Origin of the sequence: Methylobacterium sp. WL116 (assembly GCF_008039455.1) — a bacterium.
Lineage (GTDB): Bacteria > Pseudomonadota > Alphaproteobacteria > Rhizobiales > Beijerinckiaceae > Methylobacterium.
This window is the reverse complement of record NZ_VRUV01000028.1, coordinates 1-20237: the sequence shown is the minus strand read 5'-3', so window position 1 is coordinate 20237 and position 20237 is coordinate 1. Positions and strand designations below refer to the sequence as shown.

Annotated in this window: 15 protein-coding genes and 4 pseudogenes; 14 read left to right on the top strand and 5 right to left on the bottom strand. The window is 70.0% G+C overall.

Features of this window, described 5'->3' with window-relative positions; all coding sequences use genetic code 11:
• Together FV223_RS04715 and FV223_RS04705 are read left to right on the top strand one after the other, a co-directional pair.
• A pseudogene (locus tag FV223_RS04715) lies at window positions 1-127 on the top strand (IS630 family transposase); the annotation flags it as partial.
• A 250-nt stretch (window positions 128-377) separates the two neighbouring features.
• Complete coding sequence (locus tag FV223_RS04705) at window positions 378-1937, top strand: hypothetical protein (protein ID WP_187276061.1); 1560 nt, start codon at window positions 378-380, stop codon at window positions 1935-1937.
• A 28-nt stretch (window positions 1938-1965) separates the two neighbouring features.
• On the opposite strand, the pseudogene FV223_RS04700 reads toward FV223_RS04705, so the two are convergent.
• Both FV223_RS04700 and FV223_RS04695 read right to left on the bottom strand, forming a co-directional pair.
• Window positions 1966-2717 (bottom strand): annotated as a pseudogene (locus FV223_RS04700) (NtaA/DmoA family FMN-dependent monooxygenase); the annotation flags it as partial.
• Window positions 2718-2730: 13 nt separating this feature from the next.
• Window positions 2731-3951, bottom strand: a complete 1221-nt coding sequence (locus FV223_RS04695) for a monooxygenase (protein ID WP_147725712.1) — start codon at window positions 3949-3951, stop codon at window positions 2731-2733.
• A 463-nt stretch (window positions 3952-4414) separates the two neighbouring features.
• On the opposite strand from FV223_RS04695, the gene FV223_RS04690 reads away from it, so the two are divergent.
• From FV223_RS04690 to FV223_RS04655, 8 genes and pseudogenes are all read left to right on the top strand, one after another.
• Window positions 4415-5404 carry an ABC transporter substrate-binding protein gene (locus FV223_RS04690; protein WP_147725711.1) on the top strand — a complete coding sequence of 330 codons (990 nt, stop codon included), beginning with the start codon at window positions 4415-4417 and terminating at the stop codon, window positions 5402-5404.
• A 4-nt stretch (window positions 5405-5408) separates the two neighbouring features.
• On the top strand, window positions 5409-6452 hold the full coding sequence (locus FV223_RS04685; RefSeq protein ID WP_147725710.1) for an LLM class flavin-dependent oxidoreductase: 1044 nt from the start codon (window positions 5409-5411) through the stop codon (window positions 6450-6452).
• 14 nt (window positions 6453-6466) lie between these two features.
• Window positions 6467-7805: pseudogene (locus FV223_RS04680) on the top strand (LLM class flavin-dependent oxidoreductase).
• A gap of 174 nt (window positions 7806-7979) precedes the next feature.
• Window positions 7980-8780 carry a MetQ/NlpA family ABC transporter substrate-binding protein gene (locus FV223_RS04675; protein ID WP_243950180.1) on the top strand — a complete coding sequence of 267 codons (801 nt, stop codon included), beginning with the start codon at window positions 7980-7982 and terminating at the stop codon, window positions 8778-8780.
• Window positions 8781-8889: 109 nt separating this feature from the next.
• Window positions 8890-9690: a MetQ/NlpA family ABC transporter substrate-binding protein gene (locus tag FV223_RS04670; RefSeq protein ID WP_147725709.1), complete on the top strand. Its 801-nt coding sequence runs from the start codon at window positions 8890-8892 to the stop codon at window positions 9688-9690.
• Window positions 9691-9701: 11 nt separating this feature from the next.
• Complete coding sequence (locus tag FV223_RS04665; protein WP_246686653.1) at window positions 9702-10826, top strand: ATP-binding cassette domain-containing protein; 1125 nt, start codon at window positions 9702-9704, stop codon at window positions 10824-10826.
• Window positions 10807-11460: a methionine ABC transporter permease gene (locus FV223_RS04660; RefSeq protein ID WP_147725708.1), complete on the top strand. Its 654-nt coding sequence runs from the start codon at window positions 10807-10809 to the stop codon at window positions 11458-11460. The genes FV223_RS04665 and FV223_RS04660 overlap by 20 nt, the downstream gene beginning before the upstream one ends.
• On the top strand, window positions 11457-12830 hold the full coding sequence (locus FV223_RS04655; RefSeq protein ID WP_147725707.1) for an LLM class flavin-dependent oxidoreductase: 1374 nt from the start codon (window positions 11457-11459) through the stop codon (window positions 12828-12830). Before FV223_RS04660 ends, FV223_RS04655 begins: the two co-directional genes overlap by 4 nt.
• 244 nt (window positions 12831-13074) lie before the next feature.
• Here FV223_RS04655 and FV223_RS04650 read toward each other — a convergent pair whose 3' ends face one another.
• The gene (locus FV223_RS04650) at window positions 13075-14409 is read right to left on the bottom strand and encodes an MFS transporter (protein WP_147725706.1); all 1335 of its coding nucleotides are present in this window, start codon (window positions 14407-14409) and stop codon (window positions 13075-13077) included.
• A 234-nt stretch (window positions 14410-14643) separates the two neighbouring features.
• Between FV223_RS04650 and FV223_RS04645 the strand changes: the two are divergent.
• Window positions 14644-14724 (top strand): annotated as a pseudogene (locus FV223_RS04645) (IS5/IS1182 family transposase); the annotation flags it as partial.
• 47 nt (window positions 14725-14771) lie between these two features.
• On the opposite strand, the gene FV223_RS04640 reads toward FV223_RS04645, so the two are convergent.
• Window positions 14772-15260: a response regulator gene (locus tag FV223_RS04640; RefSeq protein WP_187274927.1), complete on the bottom strand. Its 489-nt coding sequence runs from the start codon at window positions 15258-15260 to the stop codon at window positions 14772-14774.
• A gap of 538 nt (window positions 15261-15798) precedes the next feature.
• Here FV223_RS04640 and FV223_RS04635 point away from each other — a divergent pair.
• The 3 genes from FV223_RS04635 to FV223_RS04625 all read left to right on the top strand — a co-directional run bounded on the left by FV223_RS04635 (window position 15799) and on the right by FV223_RS04625 (window position 19118).
• Entirely contained in the window at window positions 15799-16401 is a 603-nt protein-coding gene (locus FV223_RS04635; protein WP_147725705.1) for a TetR/AcrR family transcriptional regulator, read from the top strand.
• Window positions 16402-16904: 503 nt separating this feature from the next.
• Window positions 16905-17588 (top strand): type 1 glutamine amidotransferase domain-containing protein, encoded by a 684-nt coding sequence (locus tag FV223_RS04630; RefSeq protein ID WP_147725704.1) that lies wholly within the window; start codon window positions 16905-16907, stop codon window positions 17586-17588.
• A 123-nt stretch (window positions 17589-17711) separates the two neighbouring features.
• On the top strand, window positions 17712-19118 hold the full coding sequence (locus FV223_RS04625) for an amidase (protein ID WP_147725703.1): 1407 nt from the start codon (window positions 17712-17714) through the stop codon (window positions 19116-19118).
• A 220-nt stretch (window positions 19119-19338) separates the two neighbouring features.
• Here the strand turns inward: FV223_RS04625 and FV223_RS04620 are convergent.
• On the bottom strand, window positions 19339-20237 hold an 899-nt coding region (locus FV223_RS04620; RefSeq protein WP_147725702.1), incomplete at its 5' end, for a molybdopterin cofactor-binding domain-containing protein.

Below are 20237 nucleotides of genomic sequence, written 5' to 3'. Positions count from 1 at the left end.
GGCCGCCATCAAACGCTTCATCGCCGAGAGCAACGGCAATCCGAAGCCCTTCGTCTGGACCGCCGACCCGGATCGCATCATCCAGGCCGCAAAGCGCGGGCACCAAGTGTTAGACTCGTACCACTAGCGCAGATGCCACAGGTTTAGCGCTAAATCATATTGATCAAATTACAAACGCCTTCAACAATCTAGAAAGCCAGATAGGCTCTGCTAACTCCAATGTATTGAACTCAGTTGGCGATTATTTGAGTAAATCTATCAATACATTGAACAGTATAGCTACTGCAGAGCCTCCTTAATCTAATCCGGGAACAGTTTTACAGAGTACAGAAAACCAAACAAATTCGACAATAGCTAGTAATACAAACATTACAGCCTTGTCGGTAACGGCGGATGATCCAGCCTCAAACCCAACAGTGATATGGACAGATGCGAGTGGAACCACGCATGCGTTTATTTCCGCTCAAACAGCGACCATCAATGCCAGCAATGAAGAAATCGATGTTGCTTCTGGTGATTCCGTTACTATAAATGGCTCAAATAATCATATTCAAGCTCTGGGAGACAGTGGAACAACAGTCGTCGTGGATGGAAAAGAAAACACAATAGACGGAGACAACGGCAGCGATATTGTCAACCTACTTGGTGTTGGAACTACGGCTACCGTCAACGGTGGCGGCACTGTCGGCCTTATCAACAACCAGCAGACCTTGACGCTCGGCGACAGCGGCTCGACCGTCAACACCGCGCCCGGGGTCGTGAACGAGGTCATCAGTGGATCGGGTGAAGGCATCAACCTCACCGCCAACTCGGCCGCGAACATCGACGGCTCTGGTAATACGATCAATCTCAACACCGGCGACAGCATTGCCGTCCATGGCGGGGGAAACACCATCAACGGGGGCGCCGACGAACGCATCTACGTCGGAAATACAGACGGTAATCCCGACACACTCAATGTCAGCGATGACCGCGAGAATTCGGATGCGATCGATCACCAGACCACCGGGATCTTCTTCGGCCCCCAAACGCAGGCGTCTCTCAACGGAACAGGAGATGGATACTCGCTGGCGCCAGGAGATCAGATTTCAACTCCCAGTCCGGCTGATGCAATGAGCGATTACGAGGGTAATGCTCCGTACGACAATGCCTATTACAGCAATGAAGGAGATCCAAGCTATCTGGGGGATGGCTTCGATCCCGACGGCGGTGACGGTGGTGACTACGGGGACGGCGGCGACGACGGTTCATTTGGTGGCATTGATGACCCGCTGATCCTCAACCTCGCCCATGACGGCGTTCAGACCGTGAACGCCGACCATTCGCCCGCGCGCTTCGATATGGGGAACGACGGCCGCCGGGTTCAGACAGGATGGGGAACGCCAGGCGAAGGCTATCTCGTCGACCTTCCGAGCGGTGCCCAGACCCCGACCGATGCTGCCGATCTCGTGCCGACCTTCGAAGCCCTACGAGCCGCGGATACGAACCATGACAGCGTGCTCGATGCGCATGATGCGGGCTGGAGCAACCTGAAGGTCTGGGTCGATGCGTCCGGGACCGCGGTATCGGACCCCGGTTCGCTCCACTCCCTGGGCGATCTGGGCATCGTGTCTATCGATCTGAACGCCACGCCGGATGGTCGCCCCGATCACGGAAACACGATCTTGGCCGACGGGAGGTTCACGTGGGCCGACGGCTCTCGCGGCGACATCGCGGACGTCGCCTTGCGGTTCCGGACGAACCCGTCGCCGGTCTCGAACGGCGCGGCCGCCATCGATCCCGGAACCCAGACGCAGGCGTCGCAGCTCGTCGCGGCGCTGTCGACCTTCGGCGTCAGCCCGGCTGCCGAAAGCACGGTGCAGACCGCCCCGCCATCGGGTCAAATCGCCCTGACGGTCGATCCGACCGCCGCGCAAGCGCGCAGGCTGGCGGCCTAGGCTGTCCGGAATGGCGTCTCCCAGCGGCCGCGTCCTCCAGCGTCTGCTCGGCCGTGACGATCACCTCGGCGGTGCGGGCGGCGAGCGCCTTGCCGGCTTCCGAGGAGCCGGCCTGCACCACGACCGGATGCCCCTGCGGCGCACGCGGCACGTTGAGGGGGCCGCGCACCGAAACATGCGCCCCCTCGTGCGCGTGGAGGTGCAGCCTTTCGGGATCGAAGAAGCGCCCGGATTCGCGATCGCGCACGAAGGCGTCGTCCGCGTAGGAATCCCACAGGCCGCGCACGACATCGACGAACTCCTCCGCCCTGGCGGATCGGTTGGCATGGGCGAGGTGGCTCGCGTGGCTGAAATTCCAGGCCTCGCGCGGGTCGGCGGAGGTAACGAGGTTCCAGCCCGCGCGGCCGCCGCTCAGATGGTCGAGGAAGGCGAACTTGCGCGCGACGTGGAACGGCTCGTTGTAGGTCGTGGACGCGGTCGCCACGAGGCCGATGCGCTCCGTGACCGCCGAGAGGTGAGACAGCAGGGTCAAGGGCTCGAACTGGCCGACATAGCGGATCGCCGTCCGGCTCAGGGCGTCGAGGTCGTCGCCGCGGACGCTGACCCCGTCGGCGAGGAGGATCAGGTCGAACTTCGCCGCCTCGGCCGTGCGGGCGATCTGCCGGTCATGGGCGGCGTTGATCCCGGCATCGGCCTGCAACGACGGATGCCGCCTGCGGCGACATGGTGTCCGCCGGGATACAGGAACGCGCCCAGGCGCATGCGGTCGCGGCGTCCCATGCCCGTCGCCGCCTCACGCCGATCCGACGCGATATTGGCGCGGCGGCGCCGCGCCGGAGATCGCGAAGGCGCCGACGGAGCGGTCCCGGTAGATCCGCGGATTGTGCGAGGCGATGGTGCGGGCGTTGCGCCAGTAGCGATCGAGCCCGGTTCCGACCTTGACCGCGGAGGCGCCGAGCGCGTCGAACAGGCAGGTCGTCGCGGTCAGGATCAGGTCGGTGACCACGCCGACCGCCTGGTTGACCTCGACATCGGCGAGCGTCGCCTGTCGCTCCGCATCCGGCGATCCGGCACGGTGCGCGTCGTAAACCCTCTGCAGCGCCTCGGCGGCCTTGAGCACGATCGCGCCCGCCGCGTAGGCGTTGGCCCGAACGCGGCCCACGACCGCCTGGATCTGCGGATCGTCGGCCGTCCGCCCGGCATTGCCGTGGCTGTAGACGCGGGTCCGCTCGGCCACCAGCCGCGCCACGTCGTCGGCCGCAGCCCGGCCGACGCCCGCCAGCGTCGCCAGGTGCACGAGCTGGAAGAACGCCATGGCATAGGGGAAGCGGGCGGGATCGGGCTTGATCAGGCCCGGATCGAGCACCACGCCCTCGAAGGTCGCGGTGCCGCTGGCCGTGAGCGCCTGCCCGAATCCGTCCCAATCGTCGACGATGGTCACGCCGGGCGCGCGCGCGGGCACCGCCGCGGTGACCGGGCCGCCCGCTTCGTCCTCGGCCGAGAGGTGGATGTAGTCCGCGAACAGCGAGCCGGTCGTGTAGAATTTCCGGCCATCCACCACATGGGCGCCGTCACGCCGGCGCACCACCGTGTCGAAGGCGCCGACCTTGGCCGGCCCCGTTTCCGAGACGCCGCTGCCGATGGTCTCGCCGGCTCCGATCCGCCCGATCCAGGCCGCGCGCCATTCCGGCGACGACGAGCAGAGCGCATCCTCGGTGAAGCCGAAATGGGCCCGGAGCGCATTGGTGACATTGGAATCCGCGGCCGATAGCTCGACCAGCAGGGCGAACAGCTCGGGCAGGCTCGCGCCGTGGCCGCCCTCGGCCGGCGCGAGGCGCAGGGTGGTGAAGTTGGCTTCCCGCAACCAGCCGATCTCGGCATGAGGCAGGCGACGGCTGCGGTCCCGCTCGATCGCCGTGGCGCGGATCTCGGCGAGGACCGGGCGGAACCGGTCCGCGAGCTCTTCGTAGCGCCCGCTCGGCCCCGCACCCCAGCCTGCATCCGTCTGAGACATGAACACGATTTCCCGATTCCGGCCGACTGCGCGACAGAGTGACCGATAAATCGATGAATTGCCCTCCGACCTCAAGCCGAGCATCGTGCAAGCACATGTTTTTGGAATGTCTGCCCTGGCTTTGAGGAGGACAAGGTAATTTCGTTTCGATCTGTGCCGACAGGAAAGAAGACGGTTTCCCAGTCCAGATCTGGATCATCAAGCTTGGACCGATCGCTCGGCAGGATCTCAGTATTGTCCGTATACCGCCGCTCACGAACAGACAGGAGACGTATGCTCTCCGACAAGCCGATCGAAGAAGGCGCTTCCACGCATCCGGGGAAAATCGAAACCGTGGTTTCTTGATCCGACGCCCTTGCTCGACTTCAATACGCGAGCCGGCGAGCGGCGGGCGGGCCCGAGACGGCGTGGCCGCCGCCGTATCGGCCTCTCTCCCGCCTTCCAGCCGATGTGCGAGCCTTCGATGACCGACGAGACCCCGTGGCGGATCGCGCCCTCCCGCCGTTCGCTCCTCCGCACCGGGCTCGGCGGAGCCGCTGCCCTGGCGCTCGGTGCGCCGGCCGTACGCGCGGCGCCGCGCGAGGTGAAGATCAGCATGCAGCGCTCGTCGGTGCTGTTCACGGTGCTGAAGGTGAAGGGCACGCTCGCCGAGCGGCTCGCCCCGCTGGGCTTCACGCCGTCCTGGCACCTGTTCACCAGCGTGATCGAGCCGATGAATGCCGGCGCCGTGGATATTCATGCGGACGTCGCCGACGCCGTGCCGATCTTCACCCAGTCGGCCAAGGCGCCGCTCACCTTCTACGCCCGCGAGCGGGGCGCGCCCGCGGCCGAGGCGATCATCGTCCCGGCCGGGTCCCCGATCCGGACCGTGGCCGAACTGAAGGGCAAGACGGTCGGCGTCTCCCGCGGCTCGGGGAGCCATTACGTGCTGGCCGCCGCGCTCAGGCGCGCCGGCCTGACGTTCGCCGACATCAAGCCCGCCTACCTCCAGGCGCCGGACGGAGCCGTCGCCTTCGATCAGGGCAGCCTCGACGCCTGGTCGATCTGGGACCCGTTTCTGGCCTTCGCGGAGGCCAAGCGCCCGGTGCGGGTCATCGCCGACGGCGGCGGGCTGACGAGCTACCACCGCTATTATCTGGCGAACGACAGCTTCGTCGCGGCACAGCCCGAGGTGGTGGCGACCGTCTACCGCTCCCTGGTGGAGGCCGGTGCCTGGATGAAGGCGAACCCGGAGGCGGCCGTGGCGCTGCTCGCCCCGATCTGGGGCGACCTGCCGCCCGCGGTCGTCGCCGCAGCCAACAGCCGCCGGACCTACGCCGTCGAGCCGGTGGAGCGCGCCCAGCTCGGCGAGCAGCAGGCCATCGCCGACGTGTTCTACGAGGCCAAGCTCATCCCGCGCCGGATCGACGCCACCGACGTGCCGATCTTCCAGCCCCCCGTCGGCCGGGGCTGACGCCGTGGCCCATGCTCCCCGTTTCGGCATCTGGGCCGCCGTCCACGGCTCCCGCGCCTCCCACCACGATCCCGACGAGCCAGACGATGCCGGCTGGGAGCGCAACCGCGCCCTGGTGCTCGAGGCGGAGGCGCTCGGCTTCGACGCGGTGCTGGTCGCCCAGCACACGATGAACCCCTACGATTCCGGGCGCGACCAGCTCGAGGCCTGGACCGGAGCGGCGGCGCTCGCGGCGCTGACCCGGCGCATCGAGATCATCGCGGCGATCAAGCCGGGACTGTACCACCCGGTGGTGCTCGCCAAGATGGCGCTGCAGATCGAGCATATCAGCGGCGGGCGCTTCGCCCTGAACCTGGTGAATGCGTGGAACAAGGCGGAGTTCGAGCGGGCCGGCCTGCCCTTTCCGGCCCATGACGACCGCTACGCCTACGGCCGCGAATGGATCGGCCTCGTGGACCGGCTGATGCGCGGGGAGACCGTGACCTTCGCGGGTGCGCACTTCCAGGTCGAGGAGTATCGGCTCCGCCCGGCCGGCACCTTCCGGCCGCGGCCGACCATCTATCTCGGCGGCGAATCCGAGCCGGCCCGGGCGTTGGCGGCCGACCACGCCGACGTGTGGTTCATCAACGGCCAACCGCTGCGGGACGTCGCGGCCTTGATCGCCGACCTGCGCCAGCGTCCCGCCGCCAACGGCCCCTTGCGCTACGGGCTTTCGGCCTTCGTGATCGCCAGGGACACCGATGCCGAGGCGCAAGCCGAGCATGCCCGCCTCCTCGCCCTCGCAGAGCGCGACGCGCCGTTGCGGGCCGACACCCGCGCCCGGACCGATCAGGCGAGCGTGATGTTCGCCAAGACCGATGCCGCCGCCTCGCGGCACGTCGGAACCAATGGCGGCACCGCCGCCGGGCTGGTCGGCAGCTACGACACGGTGGCCGAGCGCATCCGCGCCTTCCACGCCGCCGGCATCGACCTGTTCATGCTGCAGTTCCAGCCGTTCGAGGCGGAGATGCGCCGCTTCGCCGAGCAGATCCTGCCGCGCGTGCGCTGAACCGGAGACCATCGATGAGCGGCCGCCAGCTGCACCTCAACGTCAACCTGCTGCATTCGGGCGTCTACCCGTCCGCCTGGCGCCTGCCGGACAGCCGGCCAGACGCCTTCGTCGACATCGACCACTTCGTGCGCGTCGCTCGGATCGCGGAGCGCGGCAAGCTCGACGCGATCTTCCTGGCCGACACGCCCGCGATCAACGACCGGATCGACCACCGGCCGTTCAACGCCCTCGAGCCGACCGTGGTGCTCGCGGCCGTGGCGGCGGCGACGCGCCATGTCGGCCTCGTGGCCACCGCCTCGACGACCTACAACGAGCCCTACAACCTCGCCCGCCGCTTCGCGAGCCTCGACCTCGTGAGCCGCGGCCGGGCCGGGTGGAACGTGGTGACGACGGCCGATGCCGCCGCCGGCCGCAACTTCGGCTTCGCGGGCGCCTCGGCGCACGGCGCGCGCTATGCCCGGGCGCGGGAGTTCACCGACCTCGTCCACGCCCTGTGGGACAGCTGGGAGGACGACGCGTTCGTCGGCGACAGGGCGAGCGGCCGCTTCGTCGACGCCGCCAAGGTCCACGCCGTGAAACATCGCGGCACGCACTATTCGGTCGCCGGGCCGCTCACGGTGCCGCGCAGCCCGCAGGGACGCCCGGTGACCTTCCAGGCCGGCGGTTCGGAGGATGGGCGCGAGCTCGCCGCCGCCACCGCCGACGCGGTGTTCTCCCTGGCCCAGACGAATCGAGGACGGCGCCGCCTACGCCCGCGACCTGCGCGCGCGGGCAGCGCGCTACGGACGGGGGGCCGACGCGCTGGTCGTCCTGCCGGGCCTCGCCACCGTGATCGGCTCCACCGAAGCCGAGGCGCGGCGGCGCCAGGACGCGCTCTGGGACCTCGTGCCGGTGGAGTACAGCCTCGCGCGCCTCGCGGGCACGCTGCGGATCGATCCTGCCCGCCTCGACCTCGACAAGCCGCTGCCCGATCCGCTGCCGCTGCCGCCGGATGCCAACCACACGATGTTCCTCGGCACCGTCGCGCTCGCGCGCCGAGACGCGCTGACGGTACGCCAGCTCCTGCGGGCCCTGGGCGGCGGCGTCGGCCACCGCATCGTCGCGGGCACGCCGGAGGCGATCGCCGACGACATCGAGGCCTGGTTCCGGGCCGGCGCGGCGGACGGCTTCAACCTGATGCCGGACGTGCTTCCGGACGGCCTGGAGACCTTCGTGGACGCGGTCGTGCCGATCCTCCAGCGGCGCGGCCTGTTCCGGCGCGACTACGCCGGGACCACCCTGCGGGATCATCTCGGCCTCGCGCGCCCTGCCAGCCGCTTCGCCGCGACGGGGGCCGCCGCTTCGGCGTGAGCCCCGTCGCGGCAAGGGGCCGGGAGAACATCGCTATCCTCCCGCCGCGAAACACGGCGACGATCCCCTTCGAACGGGCCGAAATTCGGCAATCGCTGCTCTTGATGCGAGACCTTCGTTTCGAGATACCAAGACCAGTCTTCATCATCGAAATTCCATCGAAAAGCGTGCGCCGTGCCTGCATCGACCCGTCGCGTCTTCCTGTCCGGCGCCCTGGCCCTTTGCGTCGGGCCGGCCCGCGCCGCGTCGGCGCCCCTGCGGGTCGTGGCCTCCTCGCTGCCGCATGCGGAGATCCTCGAATTCGTCGGCGACACGCTCGCCCCCGACCTGCCGCTGAAGGTGATCGAGATCTCGGGCGATCTGCGCCCGAACGCCCTGCTGCGTGACGGCGACGCCGACGCCAACTTCTTCCAGCACGTCCCCTTCCTCCGCTCGGAGGAGGCCGCCATGGGGATGCGCTTCGCCGTCGTGGCGGCGGTGCATGTCGAGCCACTGGGATTGTACAGCCGCCGGGCCAAGGCGCTCGCGGACCTGCCGGCCGGCGGGGTCGTCTCCCTGTCGAACAACGTCTCGAACACCCACCGCGGGCTGTCGCTGCTTCAGGCCAACGGCCTGATCCGGCTGCGGGCGAAGGAGGCGGACGTGAACGCGACGGTGGACGACATCGTCGAGAACCCGAAGAGCTTCCGGTTCGTCGAGATCGCGCCCCCGCAACTGCCGCGCTCCCTCGACGACGTGGCGCTCGCGGTCATCAACGGCAACTACGCGCTGGAAGCGGGGCTGGAGCCTGCGCGGGATGCGCTGGCGCTCGAACGGGCCGAGGGCAACCCCTACGCGAACGTCCTCGTCACGACGGAGGGCCTGGCGAAGGATCCCCGCGTGTTGCGCCTCGGAACCCTGCTGACCTCGGCCGAGGTCGCGGATTTCATCCGCAAACGCTACCGCGGCTCGGTCGTCCCCGTCCGCCCGTCCTGACCGGCACGGCCCAGGCGAGGCCGCTCCGGCCCACCGATCGACCCTCTGCCCCCTCATCCCCGCCCGCTGCCCCGGCTTCGCCGGGCCGAGCGACAGGAGTCCACGACCGATGCGCTTCCTGAAGACTTTCGCCGTCGTTCTCTTGTCCATGGGCGCGATGGCGGCCCAGGCCGAGACCTTGAAGATCGGCACCGTGCCGGGCGCCTACAGCGACGCCGTCACCGCGGCCGCCAAGGAGGCCAAGGCGCAGGGCATCGACGTGAAGGTGATCGAGTTCAGCGACTGGACGACGCCCAACGTCGCCCTCGACGGGGGCGACATCGATCTGAACTTCTTCCAGCATCGTCCCTTCATGGAGAACGCCGCGAAGCAGAAGGGCTACCGGTTCGACATCGTCGGGCTCGGCATCCTGCAGAACATCGGCCTGTTCTCGCTCAAGCATAAGAGCCTCGACCAGGTCCCGGTGGGGGGCAAGGTCGCCATCGCCAACGATCCGGTGAACCAGGACCGAGGCCTGCTGCTGCTGCAGAAGGCCGGCCTCATCAAGCTCAAGGACGATGTCGGCTTCCTCGGCACCGTCGACGACATCGTCGAGAACCCGAGGACGCTGAAATTCACCGAGGTCGAGGGGCCGCAACTGGTGCGGATCACCGGCGATGTCGATCTCGCGCAGGGGTATCCGCATTTCATCGTCGCCGCCGGTGCCTTCGATCCGACGAGCGGGCTGATCTATTCCGGGATCGAGGACAAGCTCTTCGCGGTGAGCTTCGTCACGAAGGCCGCTCGCAAGGACGATCCGACGATCCGGAAATTCGTCCAGATCTTCCAGAACTCCGAGGCCGTGAAGCAGCAGATCGACAAATCCTTTGCCGGCAGCGACAAGCTGTACCTGCTCGCGTGGCAGAACTGACGATGGCGAGCTTGGCTCTGGACAGTCTCGGATCGATCGATCCGGCCGCGCCGAAGGCGACGGGCGCAAACGCGGTCCCGGTGGCCCGGGAAGACGCGGCCCGGCGCGGCGTCGGCACGGTGCGGTTCGAGAACGTCGCGAAGACCTATCGCTCCGCGGGCGGCGAGGTCCGCGCCCTCGACGACGTCAGCCTCGACGTCTCGTCCGGCGCGATCTTCGGCATCATCGGCCGCTCGGGTGCCGGCAAGTCGACCCTGCTCCGGACTGTCAACCGGCTGGAGGAGCCCACATCGGGCCGCGTGCTGGTCGACGGCGAGCCCATCGAGGCCCTGCGCACGGACGGTCTCGTGGCCCTGCGCCGCCGCATCGGCATGATCTTCCAGCACTTCAACCTCCTGTCGGCCAAGACCGTCCGGCAGAACGTGGCCCTGCCGCTCAAGGTGGCCGGCGTCGTCAGGGCGGAGGTCGACCGGCGGGTCGCGGAGGCGCTGCGCCTCGTCGGCCTGGAGGGCAAGGCCGAGACCTATCCGTCGCGCCTCTCGGGCGGGCAGAAGCAGCGCGTCGGCATCGCCCGCGCCCTGGTCAGCGACCCCGAGATCCTGCTCTGCGACGAGGCGACCTCGGCGCTGGACCCGGAGACCACCCTGTCGATCCTCGGCCTGCTGCGGCACATCAACCGGCGGCTCGGCCTGACCATCATCCTCATCACCCACGAGATGAGCGTGATCCGCGAGATCTGCACCGACGTCGTCGTGCTGGAAGCCGGGCGGATCGCCGAATCCGGCCCGGTCTGGCGCGTGTTCGGCGCGCCCGAGCACCCGGCGACCCGGGCGCTGCTGGCGCCCCTCACCCGCGACGTGCCGGACGACCTGGCGCAGCGGCTCCTGTCGCATCCCGCGCCGGGCGCGCAGGCCGTGCTGCGGATCACCTATGCCGGGCGTTCCGCGCCCGACCTGTCGGCCCTCGTCGCGGCGACGGGGGGATCGGTGCGGCTTCTGCAGGCGGGCGTCGAGCGCATCCAGGGGCATGCCGTCGGCCGCCTGCTGATCGCCGCCGAGGGGATGCAGGCGGAGGCCCGGCTGAGGGCCATCGGGGAAACCGTCGAGGGGATCGGCTATGTCGCCGCAGATGATTGACCGCCTCTGGCAGGCGGCGTTCGACACGATGTTCATGGTGGGGGTCTCGGCGGGGATCGCGGTGGTCGCCGGCATCCCGCTCGCGCTGTTCCTCGTCACCTCCGGGCCGGGCGGCATCTTCCCGGCGCCGCCGGCGAACCGCTTGGTCGGCCTCGTCGTGAACGGCTTCCGCGCCGTGCCCTTCATCGTGCTGCTGGTCGCGCTGATCCCGTTCACCCGGCTCGTCGTCGGAACCACGATCGGCGTCTGGGCCGCCATCGTGCCGCTGGCGGTGAGCGCGACGCCGTTCTTCGCGCGGATCGCCGAGGTCTCGCTGCGGGAGGTCGATCCCGGGCTGGTCGAGGCGGCCCAGTCCATCGGCTGCCGCCGTCGCCACATCCTGCTCCACGTGCTGCTGCCCGAAGCCCTGCCGGGGATCGTCGGCGGCTTCACCATCACCGTCGTGTCGATGATCGGCGCCTCGGCCGTGGCCGGTGCGGTCGGCGCGGGCGGGCTCGGCGACGTGGCGATCCGCTACGGCTACCAGCGCTTCGACACGACCGTGATGTCGGTGGTGATCGCGATCCTGATCGTTCTCGTCTGCCTCGTGCAATTCACGGGCGACAGCGTCGTGCGGAGGCTCCGGGCGCGATGAGCGACGGCCGAAAGCAGATCCGGCTCAACGCGTTCAACATGAACTGCGTCGGCCACATCAACCACGGCCTGTGGACCCACCCGCGCGACCGCTCGGCCGCGTACAACACCCTGCGCTACTGGACGGACCAGGCGAAGCTTCTGGAGCGCGGCCTGTTCGACGGGCTGTTCATCGCCGACATCCTCGGCGTCTACGACATCTACGGCGGCGGCATCGACGTGACGGCGCGGGAAGCCGTGCAGCTGCCGGTGAACGACCCGACGCTGATCGTTCCGGCCATGGCCGCGGTGACGGAGCATCTCGGCTTCGGCATCACGCTCAACGTCTTCGCGGAGGCGCCCTACACCTTCGCCCGGCGCCTCTCGACGCTGGACCATCTCACCGGCGGGCGGGTCGGCTGGAACATCGTCACCGGCTACCTCGAGAGCGCCCATCGCGGCCGGGGCGAGGCGCTTCCGGCGCACGACAGGCGCTACGATTACGCCGACGAGTATCTCGAGGTGCTCTACAAGCTCTGGGAAGGAAGCTGGGACGACGCGGCGGTGCGCCGGGATCGCGAGGCGCGGGTGTTCAGCGATCCGGCGCTGATCCGGCCGGTCTCCCATCGCGGCGAGTTTCTGGCGGTCGACGGCTACCACCTGTGCGAACCCTCGCCCCAGCGGACGCCCGTGCTCTACCAGGCGGGCGCCTCCGGCCGCGGCCGGGCCTTCGCCGGACGGCACGCCGAGTGCGTGTTCATCTCGGCGCGCGACAAGACGTCGGCCCGCGATTCGGTCCGCGCGATCCGCGCCGAGGCCGCCGCCGCCGGGCGCGACCCGCAGGACGTGAAGGTGTTCATCGGCATCGCCGCCATCCCCGGCCGCACCCGTGCCGAGGCGGAGGACAAGCGCGCCGAGTACATGCGCTACGCCAGCGCCGAGGCCGGGCTCGCCCACTTCTCCGCCTCCACCGGCATCGATTTCGCCCGCTACGGCCTCGACGAGCCGATCCCCTACGCCCCGGGCAACGCGATCCAGTCGGCCACCGCCGCGGCGGCCAAGCGCGGGCTGACCAAGCGCGACCTGCTCTCGGAAATGGGCCTCGGCGGCCGCTACGCGGTGCTGACCGGCGACGCCGCGTCCATCGCCGACGAGCTGCAATCCTGGGTCGAGGAGGGCGAGGTGGACGGGTTCAACCTCAGCCGCCTCGTCGTGCCGGAAAGCTTCTCGGATTTCATCGACCTCGTGATCCCCGAGCTCCAGGACCGCGGCCTGTACAAGACCGCCTACACGCCGGGCTCGCTCAGAAACAAGCTGTTCGGCCAGGGCGACCGCCTGCCCGCCCGCCACGCCGCACACGCCTATCGCGGCGCCGCCGCGCTCGGAGGCTGACCGCAGGCGTCCTGCCGCCATTCCGAAGAGCCCGGCTGCGACAACAGCGAGGCTCGGATGGCCGGCCCCCTTCCGGCCGGATCGAGGCGAGTCCCCCGCGATGGATCTCACGGGTCGCCGGCGCCCTCGCCCGCGACGCCGGCCGGCCTGCCGCCGGACGACATGACGTATCGCCCACGATCACGGTGGCGGTCCTGCGGAACGAGCGGCGCGGCGAAGCGAAACGGGGACCGGCAAGCCGCGATCAGGTCGCCGCCTCATCCTCGCCCCAGCGACGCAGCGCCCGGACATGCGGCCGCAGCAGCGTGATGCCGAGAAGCGAGATGCCCGCGAGCGTCGTGCCGAACAGCGCGATCGGCAGCCACGCCCCACCCGAGGCTTCCGCCAGCACCGTGCCGACGATCGGCGTCAGGCCCCCCGCCACCGCGCCGCTGAACTGGTAGCCGATCGAGATGGCGGTGTAGCGCACCCGGGTCGGGAAGGCGCCGGCGACGTAGCCGGCCACCACCGCGTAGAAGCTCGCGATACCGAGCTGGATCAGGCACAGGCCCAGCGTGATCGCGGCGAACGAGCGCGTCTCCAGCAACAGGAACAGCGGGTAGGGCGTGACGATGCACCAAAGGAGCGAGAGCTGGAGGAAGCGGCTCTCGTCGCCGAGCCGCTCGGCCACGCGCGCGGCCACCGGCTGGACGACGAACTGCACCCCGGCGGTGATCAGAAGGGCATCGAGGATCACCGCGCGCTCGATATGCAGGTACTGCACGGCGTAGGTGATCAGGAACACCTGGTAGAGATACACCGAGGCGATGGCGAAGGTGTTGGCGGCGATCGCCATCAGCAGCGGGCCGCGCTGCGTGCGCAGCACCTCCGGGATCGGCGCCGCCCGGGCGAGCGCCTCCCGATCGGCCGCCTGCGCGGCCTGGAACGCCGGCGATTCCGCGACGCCGAGCCGGATGACGAACCCCACCGCCAGGAGCACGACGCTGGCAAGGAACGGCAGGCGCCAGCCCCAGGCGAGGAACGCCTCCTTGTCCATCAGCCCGGCCAGGCGGAACGCCAGCAGCGAGAGGATCTGCCCGGCCGGGCTGCCGAGCTGGGCGAAGGAGGCGAAGTACGTGCTACGCCCGCGGGGGGCGTGCTCGGCGGCGAGCAGCACGGCGCCGCCCCACTCGCCGCCGACCGCGATGCCCTGGAAGAGGCGCAGCAGCACCAGGGCAACCGGAGCCCAGATGCCGGCCGAGGCGTAGGTCGGCAGCAGCCCGATCGCGCTGGTGGCCAGCCCCATCATGACGAGCGTGGCGATGAGTGCGCGCTTGCGCCCGAAGCGGTCGCCGAGGTGGCCGAAGATGAGGCCGCCGGCCGGCCGCGCCAGGAAGCCGACCGCGAAGGCGCCGAACGCGGACAGCGTGCCGAGGAACGGGGTCTCGCCCGCGAAGAACAGCGGGCCGAACACCAGCGCAGCGGCGACGCCGTAGATGAAGAAGTCGTACCACTCGATGGTCGTGCCGATGAAGGCGGCGACCGCGGCGCGGCGCGACTGATCGGCGACGCCCGCGGAGGGAGTGGGTGACGCCTGCATGTCCGCTCCGCGACCAGGGGCCGAGCGCGCATCACCCGGCTGGTCATCAGGTCACGACCGCCGCCGCCGCGCAAGCCGGGGTCGCCGCGCAGCATCAGGCCATCGACCGCATCGGCGACCCGACGATGATCGATGTCGCGTCGCACGAAGCCGGTGAGCACGGTGCGCCACCTTGGCATCCAGACGGCCGCCTATGCCGGCATTCCCGCGGCGAACGGCGCGTTCCGTTGGCTGCAGGGCGGGCGTCGTCCGATCGAGCACCGGGCTGCCCTCACGGGCATCCTGTTCGGGCCGCGCACGGGGCTGCCGTGGGAAATTTCGCTGCGGCGGGCGATCCGGACCGGGCATCCCGCGGGCGGCGGCTAGGACTTGTCCGGCTCGGTCGAGGGGGCGGCGAGGGCGCCCACGCCGTTGCCCATCTCCAATCCCCGGTGGGGCGGCACGCCGCTCGGCAGCACGGGCGCGGTCGCGGGCTCGTCCCGCACCTGCCCCAGGCCGGCTTCGACCTCCTGGATGAGGTCGGCGAACTTGTACGGCTTGCTGAGCAGGCGCGTCCCCGGCGGCAGCGCGCTGCGAAGATCCGCGCCCGCGCCCGAGGTGACGATGATGCCGACGCCGGGCCAGCGGTGGTGGACGAGATGGACGAGGGCGACGCCGTCGCCGACGATGCTGCGCCCCGTGATCAGCATGCGGACGGTGTCCGGTCCCTGGAGCACCGCCAGCGCCTCAGCGGCGGTGCCGACCTCGATGGCCCGGTAGCCGAGATCGGTCAGCATGTCGGCGGTGACCATGCGGACGAGCTGGTCCGCCTCCGCGATGAGGATGGCGAGAGGCCTGCCGTCACCGATCATCGAATACGCTCCTGATGTCCGTCTCAAGGTCGTCAAGACGAGGAGCTGCGGAGCACTCCGGCATGGCGATGGCCGCTCCGAAGAGTTCGAAGCCGCGAACTCTGATACCGCACCCGACGAAAACCTCCTAATCCGGGTGCGATCGGAATCCTCGGTGCGCCAAGTCCGATCGCGCATGGCGGAAGGCAATATCCGGCCGGCCGAACCCTGCTCGGATGCGGGCGGTCGGGACGGGGATGGAGCGTCGGCGGGCGCGGCGGTTCCGACGTCAGGCAACGACCGGTCCGTACGCCGCGGTCGCGGTTCCGGAGGGGAGACGGCGTGCCTGCGAGCCCGCTCCGCCTTCTGCCGAAGGGTCAGCGCGGCCACCTTCGCTTGGCGGCGGAGCGAACGGGCCTGCTCCAGCCGATGCCGGAACGCTTCCGGCCCCCGCCTCGAACGCTCGCCCCGAACTTCGTCTCGCCCGCCGCGTCCCCTGCCGGGAAAAATCTTTTCGGCCCGACTAGACGACCGGTCTAATCCGAGCTATCTCCCGGTCATGGCACGCGTCACCGCACAGACCGACACCCGCCAGGGCATCCTCGACACCGCCTACGGCCTCGTGGGCGCCAAGGGGTTCTCCGGGGTCGGGCTCAACGAGATCCTCGCTTCGGCCGGCGTGCCGAAGGGATCGTTCTACCACTACTTCGGCTCGAAGGAGGCGTTCGGCGAGGCGCTTCTGGAGGACTACTTCGACACCTACCTCGCCGAGCTCGACGCGATGCTGGCCGAGCCGAGCCTGAGCCAGGCCGACCGCCTGATAACCTACTGGCGGAAGTGGCAGGCGACGCAAGGGGGCATCGACGACCGGCGCAGGTGCCTGGCGGTGAAGCTCGCGGCGGAGGTCTCGGACCTGTCCGAGGCCATGCGCCTCGCCCTGAAGGCAGGCACCGCCGGGATCATCGAACGCCTGTCGCGAGCGATCGCGGCCGGCGTGGCGGAGGGCTCGCTCACGATCGCGAGCGAGCCGCACACGACCGCCGAGGACCTGTATCACGTCTGGCTCGGCGCCAGCCTGATGGCGAAGATCGGGCGGACCGACGCCCCGTTCGAGGCCGCCCTGGGCACGACGCGGCGCATCCTCGGCCTCGCGTCGCACTGATCATCCCCTCGGCGCCGGCAACGGCACGCGTGGCTGCGCAAAACCAAGACGACCGGTCTACTCTGATCCTCATCATTCCCCTGGGCCGGCGGGGGGAACGCGAACCGGAAGGAGAAAATCGATGCCTCACCACACCAAGACGCTGGCCGCCGCCCTCCTCGCAGCCGCCGGCCTGACGGCCCTCCCGGGCGCCACCACGGACGCGACGGCGCAGGAGCGGATCACCCTGGGGCCATCGGCGCCGTCCGCATGGCCCGGTTCGAGGAGGTCCGCGGCACGAATGCGGAACTCCGCCCCGCGCAGGCGGCCCCGGCCCGCGACCCGGCCGCGGAACGCGCCGCCAAGGCGCGGTAGCACCGCCAAGGCGCGGTAGCGCCGGCCCGCCCCATGCCGGCCCCCGCGCGGGGAGTCCCCCTCGAGGACGTCCTCGCACCCCACCTTCACTCGCCCAACCTCCCCTCGCCCAACCTCCCCTCACCCAAGCCAACGATCCGGAGAACGACATGAAGATCCTGATGGTCCTGACCTCCCACGACCAGCTCGGCGACACCGGCCGCAAGACCGGCTTCTGGCTGGAGGAGCTTGCCGCCCCCTACTACGTGTTCAAGGATGCGGGCGCGGAGGTGGTGCTGGTGTCGCCCAAGGGCGGCCGGCCGCCGCTCGATCCGAAGAGCGCCGAGCCGAGCTTCCAGACCGACACGACGCGCCGCTTCGAAGCGGACGCAACGGCGATGGCGGTGCTGGCCGAGACCGGCCGGCTCGTCGGCGTCGGCCACGACGGCTTCGACGCCGTGTTCTATCCCGGCGGGCACGGCCCCCTCTGGGACCTCGCCGAGGACCCGGCCTCGATCCGGCTGATCGAGACCACGCTGGCGGCCGGCAAGCCCGTGGCCCTGGTCTGCCATGCCCCCGGCGTGCTGCGCCATGCCAAGGCCGGCGACGGGACGCCCCTGGTCGCGGGCCGCAACGTCACCGGCTTCGCGAACACCGAGGAGGAGGCGGTCGGCCTCACCCGGGTGGTTCCGTTCCTGGTCGAGGACGAGCTCGCACGCAACGGCGGCCTCTACGCCAAGGGTGCCGACTGGGCCCCCTTCGTCGTCACCGACGGCCTGCTCGTCACCGGCCAGAACCCCGCCTCCTCGGGTCCTGCCGCCGAAACGCTCGTCGCACGCCTCGCGAACCGCTGACGGGTCGGGCGTCCCCCGCGGCGCCCGCCCCCGACCATCGCACGGCCGGCGCACCGCACGGCCCTCCCCATGACCCGGCCGAGGCACCATGCCCGCATCGGCGATCGCGAAGGCTCTCAGATCATGACCACCGACATCGTCTTCTCGGACGCGACCGGCCTCGCCGCGCTGATCCGCACCCGCCAGGTCTCGCCGGTCGAGGTCGTGCAGGCCCATCTCGACCGCATCGCGGCGGTCGACCCCAAGGTCAACGCTATCGTCACCCTCGCGGAGGGCGCGCTCGCCGCCGCGCGGGAGGCCGAGGAAGCGGTCATGGCCGGCAAGGAGCTCAGGCCGCTGCACGGCGTGCCCTTCACCGTGAAGGATTCGATCGACACGGCAGGCGTCCTCACCCAGCGCGGCTCGCCGATCTTCGCGGGCCGCCGGCCGGACGCCGACGCCACCAGCGTCGCCCGCATGAAGAGCGCCGGCGGCATCCTGCTCGCCAAGACCAACCTGCCGGAGTTCTCCTACTGGATCGAGAGCGACAACCTGCTCTCGGGCCGCTCGAACAACCCGTGGGACCTCGACCGCACGCCCGGCGGATCGAGCGGCGGCGAGTCGGCGGCGATCGCGGCGGGCCTGTCGCCCTTGGGCCTCGGCACCGACCTCGCCATCTCGGTGCGCGGCCCGGCCGCGCAGACCGGCATCGTCGCGCTGAAGCCGACGCACGGGCGCGTGCCGATGACCGGCATCTGGCCGCGGGCGCCGCGCCGGTTCTGGCACGTCGGCCCGATGGCGCGCTCGATCCGCGACCTCGCGCTCGCCTTCGCGCAGCTGGCCGGTCCCGACGGCCTCGACGGCTTCGCCTCGCACGGCGGCCCGTTCGACGCCGGAGCCGGCATCGCACCGGGCCGCAAGCTCCGCGTCGGCTGGATGGTCGGGCCGGGCTTCGGGCCGATCGACACGGAGGTCGCGGCCACCGTCCGGGCGGCGGCGGACGCGCTCGCGGGCGAGGGACACCCGGTGCAGGAGGTCCGCATCCCGGCCCTGGAACGCGACTTCGCCCTCGACGTGTTCAACAAGCTCCACGTCATGGAGATGAAGCCGGCCTTCCGGGAGGCGACCGCCGGGCACGAGGATCGGATGTACAGGATGGCGCGGACGATGCTGTCGCTGCCCGACACCTCGATGGCGGACTACGTCGCGGCCGAGCAGGCGGCCGAGCGGCTGAGGGACGGCTACGCCGCCTATTTCCGGGATTACGACGTGCTCCTCACGCCCGTGCTGCCCGTGCCGGCGCACAAGCACGGCATCCGGGACCTCGTCGTCGACGGCGAGACCGTCGACCTGACCTACCTGCAGGGCGCGACCGTGCCCCTGAACGTCACCGGCCTGCCGGGGGTGTCGATGCGGTTCGGCACCAGCCGCGAGGGCCTGCCGATCGGCGTGCAGCTGGTCGGCAGCTGGCAGGCGGAGGCGACGATCCTGCACGCCGCTGCGCTGCTGGAGGGCGTGAGCCCGGTCCGCGGCCTGCACCCGAGCCTCTGACGGGAGGGGATAGGCCCGGGTCGCACACCGCGCTCCCAGGCCGCCGGCACGAAAGCCTGCGTCCGGCCGACCTTCGCACCGTTCTCGCGATGGACGGTCGAGGGGGCGCCACCGGAGCGCCGCTGGCGGATGGCCTCTCGAAGGGCCGCCAGGCTTCGGGCCGGCGGATCGATCGCACACCGGGCGCGCGGATCGTCGTGTCCCGCATCCCGAGGCGTCGTCAGGCCGAGTCCGGCATCCGGTCGAGGAGCTTGTCGAGGGTGATGGGGTAGTCGCGCACCCGCACGCCGGTCGCGTTGTAGACCGCGTTGGCGATCGCCGGGGCGACGCCGACATGGCCGAGCTCCCCGACGCCCTTCGCCTTGACCGGGGACATGGTCGGGTCGACCTCGTCGAGGAAGACCGCCTCGAGATGGGGCACGTCGGCGTGCACCGGCACCTCGTAGCCGGCGAGATCGTGGTTCACGAAGAAGCCGCGCTTCATGTCGACGACCATCTCCTCCATCAGGGCGGCGCCGATCCCCATGGTCATGCCGCCGATGATCTGGCTGCGCGCGGCCTTGGGGTTGATGATGCGCCCGGCCGCGCACACCGCCAGCATCCGGCGGACGCGGATCTCGCCGGTGTCGGCGTCGACGCCGACCTCGGCGAAGTGCGCGCCGAAGGTCTGCTGCGCGAAGCGCTTGGCGAGATCGCCGAACACGATGGTGTCCTCGGCGACGAGGTCGCCGGCTTCCGCCGCCCGCCCGAGCGGTACGGCGCGGTTGCCGGAGCGGACCTCGCCCTCGGCGAAGGCGACGTCGGCCGAGTTGAACCCGAGCCGCTGGGCCACCGCCTCGCGAAGCTTGACGCAGGCCGCGTAGACGCCCGCGGTGACGGAAGGGGCCCCCTGCTGGCCGCCGGAGCCCGGCGTCTCCGGAAAATCGGAATTGCCGAGGCGCGCGACGACCCGATCCGGCGTGACGCCCATCATCTCGGCGGCGGTCTGCGCGACGATGGTGTAGCTGCCGGTGCCGATGTCGGTCATGTCGACCTCGACCGTGACGACGCCGCGTGCGTCGAGGCGCACGCGGGCGGCGGACCGGGCGATCTTCGCCGCGCGGATCGCCCCGGCCATGC

What these genes read in the sequence shown, in the direction of transcription:
- FV223_RS04695 (WP_147725712.1), bottom strand. Translation starts at nt 3,951, where the DNA reads ATGTCTCAGACGGATGCAGGCTGGGGTGCGGGGCCGAGCGGGCGCTAC.
- FV223_RS04690 (WP_147725711.1), top strand. Translation starts at nt 4,415, where the DNA reads ATGACCGACGAGACCCCGTGGCGGATCGCGCCCTCCCGCCGTTCGCTC.
- FV223_RS04670 (WP_147725709.1), top strand. Translation starts at nt 8,890, where the DNA reads ATGCGCTTCCTGAAGACTTTCGCCGTCGTTCTCTTGTCCATGGGCGCG.
- FV223_RS04660 (WP_147725708.1), top strand. Translation starts at nt 10,807, where the DNA reads ATGTCGCCGCAGATGATTGACCGCCTCTGGCAGGCGGCGTTCGACACG.
- FV223_RS04655 (WP_147725707.1), top strand. Translation starts at nt 11,457, where the DNA reads ATGAGCGACGGCCGAAAGCAGATCCGGCTCAACGCGTTCAACATGAAC.
- FV223_RS04650 (WP_147725706.1), bottom strand. Translation starts at nt 14,409, where the DNA reads ATGCAGGCGTCACCCACTCCCTCCGCGGGCGTCGCCGATCAGTCGCGC.
- FV223_RS04640 (WP_187274927.1), bottom strand. Translation starts at nt 15,260, where the DNA reads ATGATCGGTGACGGCAGGCCTCTCGCCATCCTCATCGCGGAGGCGGAC.
- FV223_RS04635 (WP_147725705.1), top strand. Translation starts at nt 15,799, where the DNA reads ATGGCACGCGTCACCGCACAGACCGACACCCGCCAGGGCATCCTCGAC.
- FV223_RS04630 (WP_147725704.1), top strand. Translation starts at nt 16,905, where the DNA reads ATGAAGATCCTGATGGTCCTGACCTCCCACGACCAGCTCGGCGACACC.
- FV223_RS04625 (WP_147725703.1), top strand. Translation starts at nt 17,712, where the DNA reads ATGACCACCGACATCGTCTTCTCGGACGCGACCGGCCTCGCCGCGCTG.